19 protein-coding genes and 4 pseudogenes are annotated in these 23718 nt (G+C 58.7%); 11 read left to right on the forward strand and 12 right to left on the reverse strand.

Annotated features, from left to right (window positions below):
* Positions 1-249 (forward strand): transposase (locus ACR3FF_RS18945; protein ID WP_458189682.1); only part of this gene is annotated, 249 nt, incomplete at its 5' end.
* Positions 250-460: 211 nt separating this feature from the next.
* On the opposite strand, the gene ACR3FF_RS18950 is transcribed toward ACR3FF_RS18945, so the two are convergent.
* The gene (locus tag ACR3FF_RS18950; RefSeq protein WP_472850159.1) at positions 461-1426 is read right to left on the reverse strand and encodes a Vms1/Ankzf1 family peptidyl-tRNA hydrolase; all 966 of its coding nucleotides are present in this window, start codon (positions 1424-1426) and stop codon (positions 461-463) included.
* Between the two features lie 152 nt (positions 1427-1578).
* Positions 1579-2697: a mechanosensitive ion channel family protein gene (locus tag ACR3FF_RS18955; RefSeq protein ID WP_458189685.1), complete on the reverse strand. Its 1119-nt coding sequence runs from the start codon at positions 2695-2697 to the stop codon at positions 1579-1581.
* Positions 2698-3177: 480 nt separating this feature from the next.
* Between ACR3FF_RS18955 and ACR3FF_RS18960 the strand changes: the two genes are divergently transcribed.
* The gene (locus ACR3FF_RS18960) at positions 3178-3477 is read left to right on the forward strand and encodes a DUF8118 domain-containing protein (protein WP_458189686.1); all 300 of its coding nucleotides are present in this window, start codon (positions 3178-3180) and stop codon (positions 3475-3477) included.
* Here ACR3FF_RS18960 and ACR3FF_RS18965 read toward each other — a convergent pair.
* Complete coding sequence (locus tag ACR3FF_RS18965) at positions 3467-4159, reverse strand: hypothetical protein (RefSeq protein WP_458189687.1); 693 nt, start codon at positions 4157-4159, stop codon at positions 3467-3469. The two genes, ACR3FF_RS18960 and ACR3FF_RS18965, sit on opposite strands and share 11 nt — an antisense overlap.
* 183 nt (positions 4160-4342) lie before the next feature.
* Between ACR3FF_RS18965 and ACR3FF_RS18970 the strand changes: the two are divergent.
* Positions 4343-4678: pseudogene (locus tag ACR3FF_RS18970) on the forward strand (zinc ribbon domain-containing protein); the annotation flags it as partial.
* An 86-nt stretch (positions 4679-4764) separates the two neighbouring features.
* Here the strand turns inward: ACR3FF_RS18970 and ACR3FF_RS18975 are convergent.
* A pseudogene (locus ACR3FF_RS18975) lies at positions 4765-5139 on the reverse strand (Rossmann-fold NAD(P)-binding domain-containing protein); the annotation flags it as partial.
* Between the two features lie 37 nt (positions 5140-5176).
* Here ACR3FF_RS18975 and galK point away from each other — a divergent pair.
* The 6 genes and pseudogenes from galK (at position 5177) to ACR3FF_RS19005 (ending at position 11516) form a co-directional block, all read left to right on the forward strand.
* Positions 5177-6400, forward strand: coding sequence for a galactokinase (gene galK / locus ACR3FF_RS18980; RefSeq protein ID WP_458189688.1), 1224 nt, complete (start codon positions 5177-5179; stop codon positions 6398-6400).
* Positions 6401-6615: 215 nt separating this feature from the next.
* Positions 6616-7899, forward strand: coding sequence for an ABC transporter substrate-binding protein (locus ACR3FF_RS18985; protein ID WP_458189689.1), 1284 nt, complete (start codon positions 6616-6618; stop codon positions 7897-7899).
* Positions 7900-7999: 100 nt separating this feature from the next.
* A pseudogene (locus tag ACR3FF_RS18990) lies at positions 8000-8915 on the forward strand (carbohydrate ABC transporter permease).
* A complete protein-coding gene (locus tag ACR3FF_RS18995; protein WP_458189690.1) occupies positions 8912-9841 on the forward strand; it encodes a carbohydrate ABC transporter permease in 930 nt (309 codons plus the stop codon). The pseudogene ACR3FF_RS18990 and the gene ACR3FF_RS18995 overlap by 4 nt, the downstream one beginning before the upstream one ends.
* 503 nt (positions 9842-10344) lie before the next feature.
* On the forward strand, positions 10345-10761 hold the full coding sequence (locus ACR3FF_RS19000; protein WP_458189691.1) for a helix-turn-helix domain-containing protein: 417 nt from the start codon (positions 10345-10347) through the stop codon (positions 10759-10761).
* Positions 10762-10904: 143 nt separating this feature from the next.
* Complete coding sequence (locus tag ACR3FF_RS19005; RefSeq protein WP_458189692.1) at positions 10905-11516, forward strand: CFI-box-CTERM domain-containing protein; 612 nt, start codon at positions 10905-10907, stop codon at positions 11514-11516.
* Here the strand turns inward: ACR3FF_RS19005 and ACR3FF_RS19010 are convergent.
* The 4 genes from ACR3FF_RS19010 to ACR3FF_RS19025 form a co-directional block, all read right to left on the reverse strand.
* Positions 11509-12027 carry a hypothetical protein gene (locus ACR3FF_RS19010; RefSeq protein WP_458189693.1) on the reverse strand — a complete coding sequence of 173 codons (519 nt, stop codon included), beginning with the start codon at positions 12025-12027 and terminating at the stop codon, positions 11509-11511. The two genes, ACR3FF_RS19005 and ACR3FF_RS19010, sit on opposite strands and share 8 nt — an antisense overlap.
* Entirely contained in the window at positions 12017-12469 is a 453-nt protein-coding gene (locus ACR3FF_RS19015) for a hypothetical protein (RefSeq protein ID WP_458189694.1), read from the reverse strand. The genes ACR3FF_RS19010 and ACR3FF_RS19015 overlap by 11 nt, the downstream gene beginning before the upstream one ends.
* 46 nt (positions 12470-12515) lie before the next feature.
* Positions 12516-14258, reverse strand: coding sequence for an Nramp family divalent metal transporter (locus ACR3FF_RS19020; RefSeq protein ID WP_458189695.1), 1743 nt, complete (start codon positions 14256-14258; stop codon positions 12516-12518).
* Between the two features lie 146 nt (positions 14259-14404).
* Entirely contained in the window at positions 14405-17398 is a 2994-nt protein-coding gene (locus tag ACR3FF_RS19025; RefSeq protein ID WP_458189696.1) for an FAD-binding and (Fe-S)-binding domain-containing protein, read from the reverse strand.
* Positions 17399-17686: 288 nt separating this feature from the next.
* Here ACR3FF_RS19025 and ACR3FF_RS19030 point away from each other — a divergent pair, with 288 nt between their 5' ends.
* A complete protein-coding gene (locus tag ACR3FF_RS19030) occupies positions 17687-18220 on the forward strand; it encodes a VOC family protein (protein ID WP_458189697.1) in 534 nt (177 codons plus the stop codon).
* Positions 18221-18571: 351 nt separating this feature from the next.
* Positions 18572-19879: a malate synthase AceB gene (aceB, locus tag ACR3FF_RS19035; RefSeq protein ID WP_458189698.1), complete on the forward strand. Its 1308-nt coding sequence runs from the start codon at positions 18572-18574 to the stop codon at positions 19877-19879.
* A gap of 525 nt (positions 19880-20404) precedes the next feature.
* Here aceB and ACR3FF_RS19040 read toward each other — a convergent pair.
* The 4 genes and pseudogenes from ACR3FF_RS19040 to ACR3FF_RS19055 all read right to left on the reverse strand — a co-directional run.
* Positions 20405-20788, reverse strand: a complete 384-nt coding sequence (locus ACR3FF_RS19040; RefSeq protein WP_458189701.1) for a hypothetical protein — start codon at positions 20786-20788, stop codon at positions 20405-20407.
* A 75-nt stretch (positions 20789-20863) separates the two neighbouring features.
* A pseudogene (locus ACR3FF_RS19045) lies at positions 20864-21394 on the reverse strand (TackOD1 domain-containing metal-binding protein); the annotation flags it as partial.
* A gap of 436 nt (positions 21395-21830) precedes the next feature.
* Positions 21831-22214 carry a hypothetical protein gene (locus ACR3FF_RS19050; protein ID WP_458189699.1) on the reverse strand — a complete coding sequence of 128 codons (384 nt, stop codon included), beginning with the start codon at positions 22212-22214 and terminating at the stop codon, positions 21831-21833.
* A 4-nt stretch (positions 22215-22218) separates the two neighbouring features.
* Positions 22219-23718 (reverse strand): methyl-accepting chemotaxis protein (locus ACR3FF_RS19055; protein ID WP_458189700.1); only part of this gene is annotated, 1500 nt, incomplete at its 5' end.

Below are 23718 nucleotides of genomic sequence, written 5' to 3' on the forward strand. Positions count from 1 at the left end.
GACCGCATCGAAAAACACAGCGAGGACGTCCAGCTGAAGCAATCAACGCTAGACGAGACGTACAACCGGCGGAGTGGGGTTGAACGAACCAATGAATCAGTCAAGGACTGCGGCCTCGGGCGAACGCACGCCCGAGGCCGCGTTCATGCACGAGCGCAGGTGTTCCTCGCGCTGTGCCTTCGTCTCGTCATCGCAATCACCAACTACGAACGCGGAGACAATCCGGGAAGCACAATCATCACGGTGTGACAAGAGTTCTATGACACCCTCTATTCGGGCTGGCAGTTTTCGCTGCTCGCGTTTCCCACAACGTGTTCATCGATTACTTATCACGCTACGCCTCGAGGAATGCAACATACTACTTTCGTCGTGCAAATTTGCAGATGCCAGTAAACACCCTCCCCAGTGTGGAGCAAATCCCGTCGACTAAATGCGACTGGAATCGCTCGCTCTCCCGCAATCACTCGACCGGGAAGCGGACCAGTGCTCCGACATCCCGCTCTTCCTTGAACTGGTCACCTTTCTCGACGTCCGTCGGGGCGACGACGAACTCCCCTCCCTGGGAGACCGTTCGCTGCTCGAAGTGACGGAGTTCCCCCGCCGGCAGGTTTTCGGAAGCAAACATCGTCGCGACCCCTTCATACGCGAGTGCCTCCTCGGTCGCTTCTCGACCGGAAACCGCTTCGTCGCCGGCTTCGAGTTCTGCAAAGAATTCGTCGAGAAGGTCACGTATCTTCCCTCGTTCGGCCTCCTCGAGGTGACCGCGGGCTTCATCAGCGAGCTGTTCGAGCCCTTCCCGGGATGCGTCACCAACGGCAAACGCGTCGGTGACGACCCGATTCTGGAGTCGATGGTCGAGGTACTCCTCTCCAAGAAACTCCGATGCGGGGACGCTCGAGCCCCCAACGAGGACTCCTTCGACAGGATCGATGTCGGACTGACCAGGGTTCGCTTCCGATTTTCGTTGGTCGTCAGCATCTTCACCTAAGAATTCGATCTCTGCTTTCTCGGCGACCCGTTCGAAGAACTCTCGGTGTATCTGTTCGCGGTCACCCAGTTCCCCGCTCGTTGGGTTGTCCTCCTTTCTGTCGCTCTGGAATGTTGCCGTCTGTTCGACGTCGGCATCGGTGAACCGTCCAAGGGTTGCTTTTCCGTGTTCTACGACGAGCAGTCCGTATGTCGACTCCTTAACGGGGATGTCGAGCGGTTCGGTCTCGAAGTCGTTCGAGCGTTCGTACGTTTCTCCCGCGACGGGCGACGGCAAGTCGTCTAACACGTAGTCGACGGTTTCAGTATCGACGACCCCGGCGTAGACCACGAGACCGTTCTCCGATGTGGTTTCGTATTGACGAAGGATCCGCTGGACACGCTTGAGCGCTTGTTGGACATGATCCCGTGTCTGATCGGATTTGAGGATGTCATCCACGTGCTCGGACGCATCAGTGCCTCTCCAGAGCTGTAGGTCGTCCGCGTAAAAATCGGATCGCTCGGATTCACCTCGTGCACTGCATCCTCATCAACAAGCCACCATCAGCAAACTCGCCAACGAGTTAGTACTATTCTATTGCTCTTAATCCCTCAATCTTGCTCGGGAATTGTAATCGTTGATTCGCTATCGACCACCCGAAATCCACCAGCCTCCTTTCGAGCAGACACTTCTTGCTGTGGATATGGAATTTTGATCCCTTCGCGATCGTAGGCGAGTTTCACCGCCCGAACAACAGCGGTCACTGCACGCCACTTCCGCCGGCTGCTTGGTTTCTCGATCCAGAACCGCAGCTCGAGGAGTACTGCAGAATCCCCCAATTGCTTTAGGACGACGTCTGGATTAGGCACGGTTAAAATATTGTCGATACCTATCATTGCGTCTTTTGCAACAGCCATCGCATGGTCGGGGTCGGCTTCATAGTCTACCCCTACCTCAACACCGAGTCGAAGTCGTCCCTTCCGCCCGATATTGATGATTGTACTACTACTCACAACGTCATTCGGGAGCATGATGTATTTTCCCTCGAACGTCTCGATACGGGTCGTGAAGATCGTGATGTCAGTCACAATCCCCTCATGCTCATCGATTTGTACCCAGTCCCCAATCTCGAATGGTCGGGAGAACATAAGCTGAAAGCCAGCAAGAAGCGACCCAAGCGTTTCATTCGCTGCCAACCCAATCGCGGCACCAAGAAGCCCAGCACCTACAAACAGCCCCTGGAGATTTATCTTCCAGACGCTCAATATAGCGAAAAAACCAACGATATATACTCCGATAATAGACGATCGGGAAACAACCTTTCCCTGATGACGTGTGATCTCTTCGGTCTGTTGCAAAAGCCGGTCAATGACCCGATCAACCATTCCAGCACTAACGTATGCTGCCGCACACACGCCGAGTGTCAGCACGAACTGAAACCCAATCCTTCTGACCGCGCCGAGTGCTTTCACACCTTCTACAGCCTGGGGCGTTTGTTCCCAGATGACAATGAAGAGACTGCCACTTGCCCCGATGAGAAACAGACTGGCAACGAGTAAACCAACATTCACTAGCCGAGATGGATATTCACGCTTTGCAAGCCGTGAAAGTCTCCAAAGTACCCACTCGCAAAGAATGAGTACGATCCCGACAATAAGCGATAAGAAAAACTGTCCCTCAGTACTCGGGAACTGATTAACGACCGACTGGAGAAGCGATGCAAGAATCATCGCCACTCCCCTCTAGTGATTAGATGTTTGGAGGTGCTATCAGGGCGATATATCCATGTCTTAGGGTGTAACTGTTCTACGATGCGTGCCATGCGTCACATTCGAAGACAGTGGCGTCACAAGAGTATACCGGAACTATATTTCATCTACAGTCAAGGTATCGTCAAGCCGTCGATACGCGGACGGTTGCTCAATATCGAGTGTATCCGCCACCTACCGAGCGATCAGCGCCGGAAACTCTGACTCGCGTATCACTGCGAGAATATCGTCGTCAGTCGTTTCCTCTGCAAATTGACTACGAGTATCGTGCTCTCTCTCGTCTGTCATCATAGCCGCCAATTCACTATTGACGAGACAGCACAGAAACGCGCATAGGCCGAACAATACTCCTTCGACATCCAAGCCCCCGAACTCATCAATGTCACCAATGAGAGCCACGAGAACCCCACTGAACACCAGTACGCAGTCTCCATCGACGACGTGACCGAGGAACTGATGGCCTGCACGTGTCCGCATCACGTCCACCGCAACGCCTTCTGCAAGCACATGGCCGCCGTCGAAAACGCGACCGACGACGGGAAGCCTGAGGCGTTCCCGTCGGAGGACGACGAAGACGAGTGTATCGGTGGTCCATACACTGGCTACGACAAGTACGGCAACGCTGATCACACATACTGGAAGTGTGATAGGTGTGGCGCGGAAGTCATCTCGCCAACGGGAATCATCAACCGAGATGAAGGGAGGGGAAGGTCGTCATGTGGTCGGTCATCTACTCGGTAGCTGTGTTCGTTCGCTCATCATCGCACTCATTTCCGTCAGAGTCACCATTCGCGACTCCAGTTACTCGCTCGATGAGCAGTGGGAGCGTCGATACTCCGGCACCAATCGCCGCTCCCGCGACTTTCCCCTTCGTTCCGAACCGTTTGCCGACCTCATATCCCGTCCTCGCATGTTGAACACCTTCCAGATACTGTTCGATGTCCCCCACTTTTTGGAACGGTTGCGGTGGTTTCTCGGGATCGAACGCTGCACGGGTGCTGTTGTAGGCGCCGTACACCGTTCCCAAACCACCCCCTAAAACCGCGCCGTACGGTCCGGCGATGTATCCGCGTCGAGCCCCGTGAAGTCCACTCTTAGCTGCATAGTGCTGGTCAACCGTGTCGACGAACTGCTGGATTTCGGTCGCAAGCGTCGCCGCCGATCGGTTCGTTGTTGTCGCAATCGCCAACTGGTCCGGCAGTGGTTCGGAAGCCCGGTAGTTCACGCGTTCCCGAACGGTATCGACCGTTTCCCTCGCCGACGTAGCGGCGCGTGATAGCTCATCGTATGCGGTCGTCCCCCTTCTGACCGTCTTTCGTGCGGTGGTTTCTCCCACGTTACGCCCCGTGTGCGCCACCGCTTCTGTTTGCTCCTTCGCGTCCTCGGCGACCTCGCGTACGCGGTTGCGGAGTTGAAGTTCCATACGTAGTGATAGCGGTTCTCCAATCATGACAATTCGCTTTGCGCATGTAAGGTCCTTCTAAGGGAAAGCGCGCGACTGTCTTTGGCGGGAAAGGATAGGGAAAGACTACCGATGCGACGCTCACGGCATTCCCTGATGAGGATAACGAAGACGATTTCGAACCAGTAATCAGTACTTCGGATATTCAAGTGTGAACGTGAAGGACGGACTTCGTTCCGGTCAACGCACGAGAAACGACCAAGGAATGCACAGCGTGTGGTGTATCATCCGATAAGTCGCTGTGGGTTCGTGAACAGTCCTGTCCTGTCTGTGGGTCCACCACCGATAGGGACTTGAATGCGGCCTACAATATCCTCGTTCGCGGTCTGAAGAAAGCGGATATGAGAGCGGGATGCTCCGAAGAAAGCGCCTGTGGAGACTGCGCTCCCGACGGGAACCACTTCGGTTCCTACTAAGCGCGTCTTAGAAGCAGGAAGCCCCGTCCTCAGCGAAGCCGTCAGGCCGAGCAGGGCGGTGTAGTTCACAAAGTGACGAAACGGAGGAGTGGCCTGCATAATGCAACGACGCAACGTGCAGATTCGGAATCAAGTCACGGCTTGGAGCGATCATCTCTCCCCACGAACTGACGGAGTATCCCCGGTTTGGACCGTATAGCGCTCGAACTCGGGATCGAACATCTGTGCAGACAGTGGCATCGGATCGCCGTCGGTGACGTTGTACTCCGAGAAGTCTTCGACGCCAGCCTCGCGGAGAATCTCTTCGTCGTAGACGGTGTTGCCCGTGAAATCTTCGGGGTCGCGATCGAGTAGTGCGCACACTGCGTCCGCAACGATTTCGGGCGAGGGCCAGTCGTCTTCGGTTCCATCCCGAAGTACCGCGTCGTACGCGTGTCGATAAGCGGTCACCAGCCAGAAGGTATTGGCCGCCATACCGTTCGGTTCGAGTTCGGCGACGAGCGAGAACGTGACGAACGTCATCCCTCTATGGATTCTCACCACGAAATCGTGAGGTATTCTAATGAAACGGGAGAAGACAACAGTGTACATGGACGAAGATCAGTGGGCGAATCAGGGCCAACGTGCGTTCCGAGCGGTGTTCGACGGTGACCCCGATTGTGTCGGGGCTGCTCCGGGACGGGTGAACCTCATCGGTGGACACACCGACTACAACGACGGGTTCGTGCTACCGGTCGCTATCGACCGTCACACTGTCGTCGCTGGCCGTCGCCGACCCGACGAGACGGTCGTCGTTCACTCGCAGACGCTCGACGAGACCGCGGAGTTCCAACTGTCTACGCTCGAGCCACAGCACGACGGTGCGTGGGTCGACTATATCGCGGGCGTCATCGACGCGATAGGCACCGAGAAGAGCGTCGGCGGGATGGACCTGATCGTTACCGGCGACGTCCCGTTGGGAGCGGGGTTGTCGTCATCAGCAGCGCTCGAACTCGCCGTCGGAGCCGTCGTCCGAGAGACGTTCGACCTCGAACTGGACGACCAGACGCTGACCGCCCTGTGTCGCAGTGCCGAGACCGATGTCGTCGGGGTCAGTTGTGGCATCATGGACCAGTATACGGCGACGTTCGGGGAAACGGACCACGCGCTGTTCCTCGACTGTCGAGAACAGACACACGAGTGCGTCCACCTGTCGGGGGACGTTCGTATCGTCGTAGTCGATACCAACGTGAAACACGAACTCGCCGGTTCGGCATACAACGAGCGGGTTACGGAGTGTCAACAGGGCGTCGCCGAGTTCGAGTCGCTCCTCTCTCACGAGGTGAACGCGCTTCGAGACGTTTCGGTCGAGGAATTCGAGACATACGCAGCGTCCATCGGCCAGCCCGTCCGCGACCGGTGCGAACACGTCATCAGAGAGAACGAACGCGTACGATTAGCTGCGAGCGCCCTGGAGAACGGCGAGATAGACGAGTGCGGCAAACTCATGTTCTCTTCCCACGAGAGTCTCGAGCGCCTGTACGAGGTCAGTTGTCACGAACTCGATGTAGTCGTAGACTGCGCCCGCGAAACCGAGGGCGTCGTCGGTGCTCGCATGACCGGAGGTGGTTTCGGTGGCTCCGTCGTCGCACTCGTATCCCTCGATGCGGTCGATTCATTCGTCGAAGCAGTTCACGAGACGTACCCGGAAGAGACCGGCGTCGAAGCCGACATCCACATCTGCGGGACTTCCGACGGAGTCAGAGTCTCGAACCGTGAGAACGGAGCCGAAGAACACACCGAGTGAGCGACCAGTACGATGACTCCTCATGTGCTGGAACGCCCACCACGACTCCGGGTTCCGCTCCTCGTCACGACGTCGACAGACCGTTTATTTTAGCCCCGATTTTTATGTTGGTCGACTATCGACAGATTCATGTTCGGATATTAATTCCATATATTTTTAATCGGTAGAATATTCATGTGTCACGTTCTCGTTGTGTATTCGAGGATTGGGAGAGAATGACACACAGTCCGAAACCGCGGAAACTTTCGCGCCGTGCGTACGTACGCGGGTCGGCGAGTATCGCTAGCCTGGCCGCGTTCGGGGGAGTGACCAGCGGCCGCCAGGACGGCGGCGAAACGATGGAGGTTTTGCATGGGTGGACCGGTGGCGACGGGAAGGCCGCTATCGACGCACTGACCCAGGGCTTCCAGGAACAGTATTCGAACGTGAACGCCAATTTCAAGCCGGTCGGTAGACAGGGGAACGTTCAGTTGAACACCCTCGTCGTCCAGCGACTGTCGAACAGCAATCCACCGAGTTCGTGGGCCGCGTGGCCCGGAGCACACCTGACGCAGTTCACGGAGGCCGACCTCCTCGGTGACATCGGTGACTCCGTCTGGGGGCAGAACAACATGAAGCAGGCGTACGTCGAAGAGGCCAAGAACCTCTCGCGATTCGACGGCCAGTTCGTCTGCGTCCCGATCGGTTCACACCGGATGAACAACCTCTTTTACAACGTCGAGGTCGTCGAACAGGCGGGCATCGACCCGTCGAACCTCTCGTCACCGAGCGAACTGGGTAACGCTCTCTCACAGGTCGAAGAGCAAACGGATGCGGTCGGGATGGCTCAGTCGATGACGAACGCGGTGACGATGATTCGATTGTGGGCGGCCACCATGCTTGGCAGCGAGGGATTCCAGCCGTATATGGATATGATCAACGGCAATGGCAATATGGAGTCTGTTCGGAGTGGACTCCAGGCCGTGAAAAACCTCACACAGTACTTCAACGACGACGCGCCGTCAGTCGACCCGCCGGGCGCGATGGAAAAAGTCGCGAACGGTGAAGCAGCGGTTCTGCAAACCGGTAACTGGGCAGCGGGGTTCTTCCAGGGACAGGATCTCACCTACAACGAAGACTGGGGGTGGGCCGCGTATCCCGGTACCAAGGAGATGTACGGGCTTCACTTCGACGTCTTCGTCTATCCGAAGAACGGGCCCGCGCCGCAGGCGACACAGAAGTGGTTCCGATACTGTGGGACGACGGACGCACAGGTCGCGTTCAATACGCGCAAAGGCTCGATTCCACCCCAAACGGACGCCCCACAGGACGAGTTCGGTCCCTATCTCACACAGACGATGAAGGACTTCAATTCAGCCGAGCAAAAGCCGCCGACCATCGCTGATGGCTTGGCCATGCCACCCGACACCCTGACGGTGCTCAGTGTGTTCAGTGATAACTTCATGGGGCCGTACAACGTCGACGCCACGGCCAACCAGATCATGAACACGATCGGCTGACCCCACGCCCGTACATGCTTTCCGAGTGTTCGTTCCAAGGAGGAGCAGGGCGGGGACCACCGTTCTTCGCCGATAGTCAGCGACAGCGGACGGTGAGACGATAAGTCGTGGACAACCGTCTCGGTCGGTGCTGCGTTCCGTCCGCCAAAACGAGTTCGTCCAGTCGATTCCGTTTCTCGTGCCGACGCTGGTTCTGATCGGCTGGTTCATCTACGGGGCCATCGTCTGGAACCTCGTCATCTCGTTGACCGACTTCGAGGGCTTCGGCACGCCGAGCTATGCGGATCTGGACCTCGAACAGTACGTCCGTGCTATCAACGACCCCGGCCTGCTCGCAGCCGCTCGCAACACCTTCGTCTTGCTCGTTGCGTTCACCGTTCTCTGTCTGGTCGTCGGTCTCGCACTCGCGATCCTCCTCGACCAGGAGATTCGGTTTCGGAGCACGATTCGGCTCGTTTATCTCTTCCCGTTCAGTCTCTCGTTCATCGTCACGGCGCAGGTCTGGCTCTGGCTCTACAACTACAACAATGGTTTGGTGAACACACTGATCAGAGGCGTCGGCCTTCCAGCCCCACATTGGATCGGCAATCCAGACATCGTTCTCTCTGCGATCATCATCGCCTTGGTTTGGCAATTCAGCGGGTACGCCATGGTCGTCTACCTGGCCGGTCTGCGCTCCATCCCGACCGCTCACTTCGAAGCGGCGAAAGTCGATGACGCGAGTACGGTCAGTATCTATCGACGCATCATCCTCCCACAGCTTCGTGCCTCGACGGTGAGTGCGTCGGTGGTATTGATGGTGTTCGCTCTGAAGGCGTTCGACTTCATCTACGCCCCCATTCGGCAGCTACCAGCCCCAGAAAGGCGCTGACATCCTCGCATCGAAGATGGTTCGTGAGGCGTTTCGCTCACAGGAGTGGGCCTACGGTGCCGCAATCGCTATCATCCTCTTCTTGCTTGCGATGGCCGTGATTTCGCCGTATCTCTACTCACAGTACAGGAAAGGTGAACTATGACACAGAAGACCGAACCGACACTGTCCACTCGACTCACGAACAGCGTTCGAGAGACCTCGTTCCGACGGGGACTCCTGTACGTGACGCTCGGAGGACTCGTCGTCCTCTACGTGCTGCCGTTAGTGGTGACGATTTTCACGTCGGTCAAGACGGACATCGCCGTCTCACGAACGCTCCCGTTCATGCCACCGGGGCTCGACGGCACTACCCTCCAGAATTGGGGTCGCGCATTCGAATTGTTGCAGAAGGGATTGACGAATAGTCTCATCCTCGTCGTTCCAGTTGCAGTCATCTCTGCAACGATGGGCAGTATGGCAGCGTACGCGCTGACACACATGGACTGGCGGGGGCAGGTTCCGATCATCATGCTGGTGATCGCAGCAGTGTTCCTTCCGACCCAGGCAGCGATCATCCCTCTCTTGAAATTCTGGACGGTTCACGCACCTCTCGAAGAGATACTCGCACCACTCTGGCAACTCCCGTTCCTGCACGATTATCACGGTGACCTCATCGCGTTGATCATCACGGACATTGCGTTCGGCCTACCGATCTGTACCGTTTTGTTCCGCTCGTACTACAAGGGGCTCCCCGAGGAGATGCTCGAATCGGCCCGGATCGATGGCGCCAGTGCGTTCGCGATCTATCGCAGAATCGTCCTCCCACTCTCGGCACCGATGTTCGCCGTCACCCTCATCTACCAGTTCACGCAGACGTGGAACAGCTTTCTGTTCCCGCTCATCATCATGACGAGTTCGAACCACCCTGCGGCACCCGTCACGCTCTCGCTGGCCGGCATCGGTGCCAGTCTCGAAGGGACCGATTACGGACTCCGCATGGCTGGAGCCCTCCTCACCGCACTTCCGACTCTCCTCGTATTCCTCCTGTTCGGCGAACGATTCGCCGAAGGTGTCGTGGGTCGGACGTGAACTCCCCGACTCACGCCGCAGTCATCTTTCCGCCGAAATGAACACGCGGGAAGCGTCTAACACCGACGGCGGTCAGGACACTCCCTTCGTGATGACCCAGCTCGTGTCCCGGTCGATACAGCAGACGATGTCGGCAGGCCGAAGGCGGTGAGAGAGAAACGGACGGCGAACGGGCCTCCGCAGACGGTGAGCGTGAACAGAACACTCGGTTGTTCGCACAGACGTGATTATCCGGGTCTGATACGTCGAGAATCGTTTTCTACGACACGACCGTGCGTGAACAGACATCCCTATCGTTCAGTTCGGTCCTCGCTCCCCGGTCACATCTGATACGTTCGCTCGGTATCTTTTCACGGCGACAGTTCAGCCAGTGCTTACGACGTTATCAATGAGAGCATTGTTGACATTATGGTTGTAGAGTGACATGAGTGTCGTCCTTCACCGTGAGAATCGTACGTCTAATTATCCAAAATTATTTACTCAAAGGCCCCGTCGTTCTCACTATGCCCAACTTGGAGGACATCTCGACTGATGAGCTCCGAAATGCACTCGACGACGTGGACGATGTCAGATCGACGAAGCGGCTCATGGTCGCCATCGCGTACAAGCAAGGTACCACACAGACGGACTTGGCCGAGTGGTACGGTCTCTCCCGGAAGACAATTTATAATTGGCTCCAGCGGTTCGAGGAGAGACCGGTTCGAAAAGCAGCCAGCGACGAGGCTCGTCCCGGTCGGCCACCGAAACTCGACGAGGAAGAACAGTCTGAAGTCTGTCGACTGCTAGATGAATCGCCTGAGAAGGCCGGATTCAACGCTGATGAATGGAGTGTGTCTCTCGTCCAGCAACTGTTGGAAGAGAAATTCGAGGTGACATATTCCCGCACGAGTGCGTACCGGCTTCTTACAGAAGATGGGTAATTTATTCTGGAACCATGTCGGTCCAGACTGGACGCGTACATCGCTGACGTACAGTTCGCCGTATTGATGCTCGACGTCGAGTCGATTGGTGTTGTCACCGCTCAGGAAAAGGAATATGCGCCCGGCGGTCGAACCATCGGTCGATGGATGAAGAACCGGACCCGACGGACGGCGAGGGAGCCGACGCCGAGGATTTCGAGGGCGTCGGCGATGGACGAAAGAAACACGTCGTCGTCGTCACGAGCGACGGTGAGCGGTACGAGGAGGGCGACGCCTTCCTGCGCCACGCCGACGACGCATTCGTCGTGTCGAAGGACCCGGAGTTCGACCCCGCCGAGACGCGGCGTTTCGAGAAGGCGGAGTTGCGTGAGGTCGAAGTCAGCCAGCACCACACGAACTGCTTCGTCACGACGGCCGTCGCCGGCGAGGGACGGACGCTCGCCCTCCTGCGTGAGTTCCGCGACGACGCCATGGCCGCGACGCCCGTCGGTCGGGCGCTCGTCCGCGTCTACTACGCCGTGAGCCCGCCCGTCGCGGCGACGCTCGAACGCCACCCCGACTCCCGGACGGCCCGCATCGTCCGGGCGCTAATCGACGCGTGCGCCGTGCTCGCGCGCTGGCGGCGGCGGAGCAATCCGGTCGGGCGCGTCGGCCTCTCGCTCCTGTTGACCGTGCTCTACGTCGTCGGAGTGGTCGTCGCCGTCGGCGGACACGCGGTCGTTCGGACACGCGAGACGTCCAACCGGGTCAACTAAAGAACCGCCGCACGTTCTCCACGGGGTCGAAGCCGAGTCCGGCTTGCCGCTCGAAGGCGACGTCGTGCACGTCGAGGCAGTCGGCGAGGTCGGCCGCGAGCGGGTCGAGGTCGACGTCGTGGAGACGGTACGCCGACGACCGACCGTCGACGCCGTAGACGGTGAGTTTCGGCCGGCCGAACCGGCCGCCTGTATCGAGGCGGACCTGTTCGACTGCCTCGTAGCTGTACCAGTGGACGTGGTCGGCCTGAACGAGCACCTCGTCGAGACCGTGGATGCCGAAAACGCGATTCATTGCCGACGCCTCGCGGTGGTGTTTCCGCATCCCAAGCCCGAACATGGGCGTGATATAGCCGTACTCGACGACGTAGAGGCCGTCGTCGGCGAAGAAGAGTTCTGCGAGACGGAGCGGAAACGAACCCGCCATCCCGTAGTGAACGTGGAGTTCGACCTCAACGTTCGTGTTGGGGAGATCTTCGAATTCCCCGGGGTCGAAGTCATCACTCGCCACGGTCGGATTCACCATTGTTTTCCAGGTTTGCGGTCGTCTCGGACTCGCTGAACCCGAGTCGGGCGAACAGGTAGCTTCCCGCGACGAAGACGAGTGCACCGAGGACGTTGCTGGTTAGCGCGAGGTAGGCGGCGACGGCGAGGCCGCCGATGGCGACCGCGGCCGCGACCTTCGTCTTCCGCGAGTAACGCTCGAACGACTCGTCCGTCTGCGACTCTTCGCGGGCGCGGCCGACCACCAACTCGCCGACGTAGGTGAAGACCATGACGGCGAGAGCGACGGTCACGAGGGCGGTTCGGACAGCCCCGGTTACCCCACCGACGGCCCGGTCGAAGACCCAGAGGAGCCCGATGACCGCGACGCCGCCGACGTAGATAGGAATGCGATAGACGACCAGCAGACAAAGTAGCCGCCGCCACCAGACGGACGATTCACGACTCATCATTCGTACTGTATTTCCTGGCACAAAAAATACCCCTGTCGTCGAGTCAGGAGAAGATGCCTTTCGCTTTCTCGGCCCCTTCGACCGTACCACTGGCCTCGATTTTGGCCTTCCCCGATCGGTACATGACGTAGATCTGGACGACGAAGAAAACGACCCAGAGGACGTAGCCGCCGACGCCGCTCCCGACGATGCCGATGGTCGTTTCGAACGCGGGAATCTCGAAGCCGTACTCCTCCGGCGTAGTCATGACCGAGCCGATGAGCAGGACGGTGAAGTAGCCGAAAAAGCCCGTCGCCCACCACATCGCCACCGTGCGGGCCCAGCCTGGCTGGGTGTGCTCGGGAAGACGCGTGGTGTTGACGATCGTCGTGAGCGCGTTGTAGGGCCACATCATGGCACCCGCGATGGCCGCGCCGATGACGAGCAAGAGCCACGGCTGGGTCACTTCGATGAAGTAGTTGGCACCGATTATGACGATGCCCCAGATGGTGAAGATGGTGAGCAGTCCCAGAAAGACGCGGGAGACGTCCCACCCGTGGGTGCGGCCGTACCCCTGGAAGAGGATGTCGACGCTGTTGCGAACGAACGACTCGACGATGGCGTACTGGGTGCTGAACAGCGCGATCCAGATAACCGCGTACAGCAGGAACGCGATCGCGCCGCTGAACTGCGGAATAATCTCGGTAAGCCACATGTCGATGGCGCCGACCTCGGTTCCGGCAGCGTATTCTGCCGCGATGGTCATGGCGACGGTCGCGACGACGAGGAGGCCGACGACGAAGGTGAGAAACTGCTCTTTCTGGGTGACGTTCCACCACGCCTTCCAGCGGCGGAAGTTGCGGTCGTTCGGTTCGAACGCGAAGCCGTCGTGAACCTCCTCGGACGTCCCGCCGCGGAGCGGGTTCTTGACGCGCCCTTGATAGGTACCCATGCCGAAGCCCTTCTCGCGAGCCCAGACGCCCTGCGAGAGGTTGATGTATCCCCCGGCACCGGCGTATGCTAGGCCACCGAGGAAGACAGCGATATTCATATTCGTTGGTAGCGTGCCGAAACTCACAGCGCCCGCGGGAACGTTGGTGAGTTCGCCGACTGAGCCGACGACGAAGATGAGGACGATTGAACCGCCGATGGCGAGTATCATCAAGCCAAGTTGAATCTTCTCGATGGCGTTATACATGACCGGGCCAGCCTGGTACGATAGCCAGATGGCGACCATCGAGAGAACTCCGATCACCGGCCACACCGACGAACCAGTGCCGAGGCCGGCCCACGCACCGAGCACCTTCGCGGCACCGGCTGCCCACCCCGGCCAGCCGAGGTGGAAGAACCCGGCCGCGAGGAAGAACCACGGCCAGAACGAATGGACGCGGTCGAACGCGCGGAAGATGCTCTCCCCGGTCGCCAGGGTCCACCGTTGTAGTTCGGTGTTGATGACGAACTGGGTCAGCACGCCGACCCAGAACGCCCAGTAGAGCGACCAGCCGTTCTGGGCGATGAGCGTCGGCCAGAACTGGGTCTCGCCGCTCCCGAGCGAGGCACCGAGCATGATGGCACTCGGCCCGACGATGTGCGAGAGCTTCGGCACCTTCGGCAAGTCGTGTTCCTTGAACCGCTCCAGTCGCCCTGTTTCGGGATACGCCTCCGACGTAGAGGCCGTTTCGAGGGAGCCATAGTTGACGCCCTCGTACACAGTATCGCGATACTGTTCGCCCATCTTCTCGGAAGTGTAAACATCGTCTCCCGTTGCGATACCGCCGTCCGCCTCGGTCTGTCTGTCACCTGTCATCGTGGACCACCCCTCCTGGGATGTGTCAGTTTAGTTATGATGATTGATGGCATTTCGAACGCTTGCCCCATGTTACCAAAGAGGAATTGATATAAATATCTTACCCAGGCTCCCACTATTTACTATAAGAATGGTGGAAAAATCGCTCAGTTGGTCCGTGCAGCATCCACGAACTCGATTGGATGTGGCGGCATGGATTCTCCGGGTCGGTCGCCGAGCTGGCTCCGACAGGACGCGCCCGGTGCAGTCACGGTGTCACCGTCGCTCCGTTCGACCTGCCGAAAGAGGATGTTCCCGATGGCCTGCGAGAGGTCATAATGTTCGGCCTCGTAGCCGAAACTTCCGGCCATGCCACAACAACCCGAGTCGAGAGAATTGACCTCGTAGCCCACACGCCGGAGGACGTCCACCGCGTGGTGGTCCTTGTTGGTCGCCTTCTGGTTACAGTGTCCGTGGTAGGTCAACGATTCATCGGGGGCGGCCCACTCGACCGCCTCGTCGAGTCGGTACGTGTCGATGTATTCACAGACGCCGAACGCGCTGGCCGCGACGTCCCCGACGCGTTCGTCACCGGGGAAGAAGTCGCGATACTCGTCCTGGAACATGACGGCGTCCGACGGTTCGAGAAAGACGACGTCCCACCCGTTCCGCACCTCTTTGACGAGCGCGTCGACGTTCCGTAGCGCCGAGGTACGGGAAGCGTCGAGGAAGCCCTTCGAGTAAGCGGCCCGACCGCTGTCAGTCACGCCGTTGGCGAGTCGGACGTGGACGCCCGCCGACTCGAGGACGCGGACGGCCGCCTTCCCCGGTTCGGGGTAGCTATAGTTCGTGTACGTATCGGGGAAGAGCAGAACCTTCCGTTCGGCCTCGCTCTCGGCGACGCGCGGGCGACGGTCGGCCATCCACTTCTCCAGGGTGTCTCGCCGGAAGGTCGGGAGGTCGCGGTCGCGATGGATTCCCAGCACCGTCTCCATGGCGGCACGAACACCGGGAACGGACGTTCCCCAGTTGGAGAGGGGTGCGAGCATGCTTCCGATGCGGGAGACGGTGTCGATGTTGGCGAACAGCTTCTCGCTGAGGGTGGAGCCGTTCTCCTGGTGGTGTTTGTGCTTGATCTCGGTCTTCAGCTTCGCCATGTCGACGCCCGTCGGACAGTCGGACTTACACCCCTTACAGCCGATACAGAGGTCGAGCACCTCTTCCTTGAAGCGTTCAGAGTACAGTTCTTTCTCGTCGAGTTCGCCGCTGATGGCGGCCCGGAGAAGGTTCGCCCGTCCACGAGTGGTCTGGATCTCCTCCTTGGAGGCGCGATAGGTCGGACACATCGTGTCGGTGTCCGTCTGTCGGCAGGTTCCACAGCCGTTGCACAGTTCGACCAGTTGGGAGAAGCCGCCCTCGTCGGTGAAGTCCTGACTGGTCTGGGGTTCGACGGACTGGTAACTCGCGCCGTATCGGAGGTTCTCGCGCATGTCTGTCGGGTCGTCTGCACGGTAGACGACCTTCCCGGGGTTCATCAGCCACTCGGGGTCGGCGGCGCTCTTGACGGCCTTGAACGCCTCCCAGATGACCTCTCCGTACATCTTCGGGTTGAACTCCGTGCGGGCGAGGCCGTCGCCGTGTTCGCCCGAAAACGACCCGTGGTGTTCGAGGATGAGGTCAGTGACGTCCTCGGTGATGGAGTGCATCTTCTGGATGCCCTCTTCTTCCTTGAGGTTGAGGATGGGTCGGATGTGGAGCGTGCCGGCACCGGCATGGGCGAAGTACGCCGCCGACGTGCCGTGGTCGTCGAGGACGTCCCGGAACGACTGCACGTACTCGGCGAGTTCCTCCGGTGGGACAGTCGCGTCCTCGATGAACGGGTAGGGTTTCGGGTCGCCCTCCAGACTCATCAGCAGGGGAATGGCAGCCTTACGGAGTTTCCATATCTTGGTCTGGGCCTCCTCGGAGTAGGCTTCGAGGTTGTCGAACGCCTCGCCCGCTTCGAGGAAGCGCTCGTTGGTGGCCGCGATGGCCTCCTCGAAGTCGTCGTGAAGTTCGGAGTCGTACTCGATCATCAGGGCGGCCGCCGCGTCCTCGGGGATAGGTTCGGCGTACTGGGCGAACTCAGTGGAATCACGGGCGAGACGGAACACCTCCTCGTCCATCAACTCGACGGCGCTCACGTCGTACTCCAGCGCCCGCGGGACGGCCTTCATCGTTTCGACGAGGTCGTCGAAGAAGTAGAGCGCGAGCGCCGTCTCCGCGGGCTTCGTGACGAGTTCGAGTTCCGCCTCGACGACCACGCCGAGGGTACCCTCCGCACCGACAACCAGCTTCGAGAGGTTGATACAACGCTCCCCGTCCGCATTCTCGTAGACGACCTTGTCGAGATTGTACCCCGAGACGTTACGCTTCAGGTCAGGATAGCGTTCCTCGATTAGCTCCTGGTTCTCCTCGACGGCCCGTCGAACCGTCCGGTAGAGTTCGGCTTTGAGGGAGTCGTCCGAGGACACCGCCTCCCACTCCTCGGAGTCGAGGACTATCTCGCGGGTTTCGACGAGCGAACCGTCCGCGAGGACGACCTTCAATCGTTCGGTGTAGGCGGAGGTGATGCCGTAGCGGACCGAGTGGGCGCCCGTCGAGTTGTTGCCGATGCCGCCACCGATCGTCGCCCGATTCGACGACGCGGGGTCGGGCGCGAACTTCAGCCCGTGCTGGGAGAGTTCGGCGTCGAGATGGTCCTGAACGACGCCGGGCTGGACAGTCACACGCTTCTCGTCCGGGGAGACGTCGAGGACGTCGTCCATGTACCGTGTCATGTCGAGGACGACACAGCCCGGTCCGACGCCCGCCCCAGACAGTGACGTACCCGCGCCCCTCGGGAGGACGGGGACGCCATGGTCGGTCGCAACCGCGACGGTCGCGCGTACGTCCTCGACGTCACGGGGGCAGACGACTCCGGCGGGCCGCGCCTGATAGATACTCCCGTCGGTCGCGTAGAGAATCTGGGCGTACTCGTCGAACATGACCTCCCCGTCCACGCGTTCGCGGAGGGCCGCGGCGAGCGCCGCGTACTCTTTTACGTCGGGGTGGTCGTGTCCGAGAGAGTCGACGGAGGTTTCCAACCCTTCTGGGTCGTAGTAGTCGTCTTCGACAGCCATAGCTACCGTTCGGAGGTGGACGACATTAAATTCTGTGCCACATGATACCACATATTAAAATGGACGTTGATAAAGGACTGGCGACAGCGGGAAGGAGACGGTATCGAGGATACGCTTTGCCGATGGGCCGAGAAAGACGACAGCACGGACCTACGGTAGCTCTGTTCGAACGTCGCTGACGCCGACCGGACCGTCCGGGGTACGAGGAACAACTCGACTTCGAGGAGGCGTGGTCGTTCGATAAGCCCGACGGCGAGACTATCGACCGATACCTCGCCGGCGACATCGGTGTCGAGATTCAGCTCTCTGACACTGTGGGGAGAACCCACCGACCACGACGACACGTTCGACCACGTCGCCGCCGGCGTCGAGGACGTGGACGCGGCTTTCCAGCGCATCGAACACCACGGCACCGTGCAGGAACTGCAAGACCAGCTGGCGGCCGTCGCGCGCACGGCGTTCGTCGAGGACCCCTGCCACGTCGTCGAACTCGTCGAACCGCTGGACGAGTGCGGTCGCGTGACCGACACGCTGGACATCGGAATCCGAGCGTCGACGGCCGGCACGTTGGTGGACTCAGAACGATTCGTCGAGAATCGGGTCACGCGAGAACATCGTTTCCCACATCTCCCAGACCCCGTAGAGTGCAAGAGGAATCAGAACGAACGCGGCGATGACGTAGGACCCGTCCCACAGGAACTTCATTCCCGTCAGCACGGTACCGCCGATGCTGACGCGAATGAGGATGGTCCCCAAGAACGCGTTGAACCAGCCGCTCATTGGCAGTCACTCCTCCAGTCGCTCATCGGCAATCCCTCATAGGCAAGCTTTCACGCACACGTGGAAAAATCCGTCTAACTGGGGACGGTGTGCAGGAGACTCTCATCGATACGCAGATGGACACGGGATAGAAAACGATGAGACAAGGAGAGGGCGCCGGGCAGAGTCCCGAGAGGGTGACCGGCACGTGGTTGGAGAGGTGGCGATGAACGTCGAGTCGATGTTCCGGTTCACTCGCCACCTCCCCGTTAGATAGCGTTAGCCACGCCAATCTGCAGACCGCAAAATGAGACTGCAAGCCTTCGCTGACCGGTGGAATCCGGTTTCCGAAACATATCGCGCTACCACAGCATGGATTTAATACGGTTCGCAAAACATCTGAGTATGGTCGATATGAGCATTGGACGCCACTACCAGCGCGAATTCGTACGGACGTTTTTCACTTCGCCGACAGCGGTGAAAGGGGAGGACGATTCCGCCAAGATGATTCAAAGTGCCGCCCAACTCCGCGGAATGCAGGCGCCGGACGTCTGGGTTCCGGACAACGAGGACGCGACGGCCCCGTCGATGCGCGACGAGGGCGCCGAGAACATCGTCCAGGTCGTCTCCGAGCACGGAGCCGACTTCCCGGGCGAGATCCACCCGCGCATCGTCTGGCACCGTGAGGATCCGACGACTCGGTACCAGGGTTTCCAGCACATGCTGGAAATCGCCGACCCCGACAATGGTGCCATAGAGCACATCGACGGCTTCGTAATCCCGGAGGTCGGCGACATCGACGACTGGAAGAAGGCCGACGAGTTCTTCACCATCGTCGAGAACGAGTACGGTCTCGAGGAAACTAGCCTCTCTATGTCGGTGATCGTCGAGAGCGGTGAGGCCGAACTGGCCCTCGGCGACCTCCGCGAGGAGATGGGCAAGCCCTCCAACAACCTCGAGCGGCTCTTTCTGCTCGTCGACGGGGAGGTCGACTACACAAAAGACATGCGAGCCATGACGCCCACCGGCGAACTGCCGCCGTGGCCCGAACTGCGTCACAACACCTCCCGGGGTGCCAGCGCTGCCGGACTTATCGCGGTCGACGGCCCGTACGACGACATCCGCGATATCGAGGGCTACCGCGAGCGGATGACCGCCAACCAGGCGAAGGGGATGCTTGGTATCTGGTCGCTGACGCCCGGCCAGGTAGTGGAGGCGAACAAGGCACCGCTGCCGCCGAAGACCGGGACCTGGCGGCTGGAGGTCGACGACCACGAGGTCGACCTCGAAGCGGATGATGGACGCCAGGTCTACGACGGCGACGAATTGGAACTCGAAGAGACCGGCGGCGGGGAGTACGTCCTGCGCGTCGGCGGTGACGAACACGAGTTCCACGAGGACGAACTGCGCGAGGAACTGCTGGATGTGACTGCGTATGTCCCCAGCATGGACGACATCGTCGACTCGATGGAGGAGTTCGAGGCAGCCAAGGAAGCAGGTAAAGGCGCTATTGCCATGACACAGGCGGCGACGCTAGTCATCGACGGGATCGAGATCGATATCGAGAAAGATAGAATGTGGGACGAGGCGACGTACCAGGCTGCAAAGACCCCGATCACCCTGTTCCAGGACGTCTACGAGAACAGGCCGGACCAACACGAGGAACTAGAGGAAATGTACGGCACGGACGTCGTCGAACGCGCCACGGCCCTGGGCAACTAACGGTCGGTTCGTCACCGCTCACTAGTCGCCGTTTTCGAAGCCAGCCGGGTGACTCCTCCCCGCCGTAAACGACGGGGTTTTAGCGCCTGCAAATCACCCGAAATATAGAATAGGTATTCAAAGGAGTGACCAGGTGATGTACTCGTCTCCCAGTCACTGCGAGCGATAGTGTCGAACGACGACGCTAGGGGTATCGAACGATAAATCTACGACATCGTCGCGGAGGTGTTCCTCTCCGGTTCCGACGTCGTCCTCTCTCCGGCGCTGCTTCAGCGCCGGAGAACACCGTCAAAACTGAATACATCACGGGAACGACGCCGAAATATCTGTTTATCTCCGTTTCCGGAGAGACGTTCGCCTCGCTACTCTGCACTTCCGCTATTCAATTTATGTCGTGAGCAACTCGTCCATCGTCTCGACCGTCAGTTCTCTGAGGATGACCCCGCAAACGAACAACTCACCCCGGACAACCTGGATACTGTCCCAGTTCAAGCACCTGCGCGAACCAGTGCCTCTCGCGGTAGACTATCCAGTTTGCGGTTCGAAGATGTTGGCGATACGGGCGACGATTGAGTTTCGTGTGGTTGGATCAGAGATGGTTTCGTATTCAGGTTGGAGCGTATCGTCTTTCGTCAACTGAAGGATAGTCACCGGATCATCGGTGATGAGCTGGTCGATATCTTCTCCGACGACCGTTCCAGACGTCGTGATCACCATTGCATGCGCGTCCACGTCTAACGCGATCGCTAGAAGGTTTGTAATGTCACCCTCGTCCGGTCGTTCGTGTATCGCAGCGACGACATGGTCATTTAGCATTTCGTCCTGCCCAAAGACGTGAACAGGCACTTCCTCGCCCGACCCAGTAGTCACCGTCGTATCTATCTTCGTCCGCAGCGTTCTGTTTTGCAATGTCTCGGCGACCAACTGTCGTGCGGTTAATTGCTCTTCGATCCACTTTGCTCCCTGGTCTGTGAGATGGTATTGGTAGAGGATTCGTTCGGTTGCACGCGTCGGTTGGATGATAAAACGACAGTCTCGGCATAGGAGTCGGTGCTCTTCCGTTTCGAAGATAGTATCACAGTTTTGGCAGAATTTTGCGGCCTCTGATTTCAGATTATCATGCGATTCGAGAACTATTTCACACTCTGGGCAAACGACGCTGTCATCGTCAACGAACTGGTCGTGTATCCCTTCGTGACCACACTCCGCATGACGATATCGCTCCGTCCGAATCGTCTCTGGAGAGCCACAAGACGGACAGACGGACGTATACTGCATTCCCTTCGTCTCGCAGTGAGGACAGATATACTGTTTCTCCTGAAACTCTCGGTGCAGCCGGTCCTGTTCTGCGAGCCTTTCCAACACTTCGAAGGCAGAGCCGTCGCGCTCGTCGAGACGAGCTTTCGCTTCAGGATATGTGACCTCGCCTGTATCGATGTCAACGCTCGGATAAATCCCATCCAACGAGTCCTCCCAGAGGTCGGTCATCAATCGGACTGTCCCCGGTGAAGCCATGCAGTGCAACAACAGTGATCAAATATTTAATTATCATCCAACTACTGACAGTACTGTTATCTTAGTTACATATTCCTCATCCAAGCGAATTGCCGCAGACAGTTAGTGATGGTTGCAACGTCGTGGCCAGAAAACGAAGCGTAGAAAATGTCGACCGACGTTTGAGTCCCTGATTCAGCGTTCGATAGTGTTTCTAAGACTGTGCTACGAATGACGTACGTAATTCCTAACCGGGTGAAAACGGGGCCAGAGTCGAAACCGTGTGTACCCACGATCGCCGGGAATCGTCCACACAATTCGTGCACTTGTTCGAAGAACCGCCACGCCATCGGGATCAATTCATGTCTGTTCGACTGCCGCGTAGAGTATATAACGTAAATCGAGGAGGAAACTCGAACCTTGCTACCGTGAATCCGGGACAGATAGAGAAAAGTAGTCAGTGAGCCGTTGCAGGGGCCGATTTTTCCGAGCCACGCGTTCGAAACTGAGACAGCATCTCTGTGAGCCGTTTTGCTTGCGATTCTAACGAGTCAGCTTTCGACTCTGTATCGTCGATGACGGGCGTCAGGTTCTGTTCTGCGGACGCTGCGACGTCCCGAGACTGCGCGGACACTTCTTCGTTCGTTTCGGCGACTTCGTCGACCATCGAGGCGAGATGCTCTGTAGACGTCTCCTGTTCGTCCGTTGCCGCACTAATCTCCGCAGTCCCCGTACTTACCTCCTCGATGCTATCGGAGATTCCCGAGAACTTCTCTTTCGCCTCGCAAGCCGTGCGCGTTCCCGTCTGTACGCTCGTTTCTATCTCCTCGATTTCGGTCACGACGTCAGCGGTCAGGCCGGTGACGCCCTCGATGAGAGTCGATGTCGTTCGCGCTCCTGGCAGTTTCCTCCGAGAGGGTTTTGATTTCGTCGGTGACCACTCCGAACCCGTGCGTACTCGAACCCTTCGTCGCAACTCTCGCAGCTTCTATATTCGCGTTGAGCGCCAGCAGATTGGTCTGGTTTGCGATGTTCGTGATTATCGTCGTAATCTCGCGAATCTGTTCCATCTGTTCGTCGAGCGTCGAGACGGTAGCAAGCGCAGATTCGGTTCGGCGTTGGATTGTCTCTATCGCAGTGAGTACTTCGGCGATGTTGTTCTCACCCACGTCTGCGTCCCGTGATACCTGTTGGGCAGTGTGAGCGAGTTGGTCCCCCGACGCCGCAATTTCCTGAATCGTGGCGGACACACGATTCACTTCACGGGAGAGCTCCTGAAGTCGCTCCGTCTGGTTTTGGACTTCACCGTGAATCACTTCGGAACTCCGAACGGTCGAACTCGAAACCTCCACGGCCTCCCACGACTGGGTGGAGACGGTTTCCGATTCTTTGGCGACGTTCTCCGCAAAATCCACGACGTCATCGACCACAGAAAGTTCGTCCATCAACACGTTGAACGATTCGGCGATTTCAACCATCGACTCGTTCTCCGAGGTGGGCTCGATACGTCGGGAGAAATCCCCGTTCGACGCTGCTTTGAAAAAAGTACTCAACTCGTCAGCCTCTGCTTTCAACTCGTCGTACAGTGACTCTAGTTGAGCAGACGTCGCCTCAGCCGTACGCCGCGTTTCTTCTGCTTTCCGCTGGGCTCGCTCGGCCTCCTGAATCCGTTCGCTCAGCGAGCGTTGCATCGAATCAAACGACTGATACAGGTCCCCGAGTTCGTCGTCACGACTCGTATCGATTTCCGGACGGGACGAGTAGACGTTGAGCACCCCATAGAACGTTCCTTTGTAGCGGAGTGGGACGGCTGCCGACGACCGATACCCCTGTTTCAGCGCTTGCTCACGCCACGGTTCGTACGACGGGTCGTTGAGGATGTCCTGTGCTACCTGCACCGATTGGTTCCGGACGGCACGGCCAGTCGGTCCCTGTCCGGTTTCGGTGTGGTCGGCGGTGATGGTGACCGTCGAAAGGTAGTCGTCTTCGATTCCCGACCAGGCGTGTGGTTCGATTCGGTCTGTGACGGTCTCGCCTATCCACGCGAAGGTGTAGGCTTCCGAGTCCGCCAGTCGTTCGCAGACCGTCTGTTCGAGTTCGTCGCGGCTCGTAGCCTGTACGAGCAGCGGGTCGATGGAGTGAAGACTATCGGTGACTTGACGGACACGTTCGAGTGCATTACGCTGGTGACGTAACGTCTGCTCGCGCTCTTTACGGGCGGTAATATCGCTAGTTGTCCACTCTCTCGATAACGGCGGCAGCAAAAGCTCGGTCTCACACCGGAAGGACACCGAAAGCGAGACGAAGAACCCTACGAACGCTGCGGAGAGTCGAGAAGGTATCGA

The organism is Haladaptatus ordinarius (genome assembly GCF_054177595.1).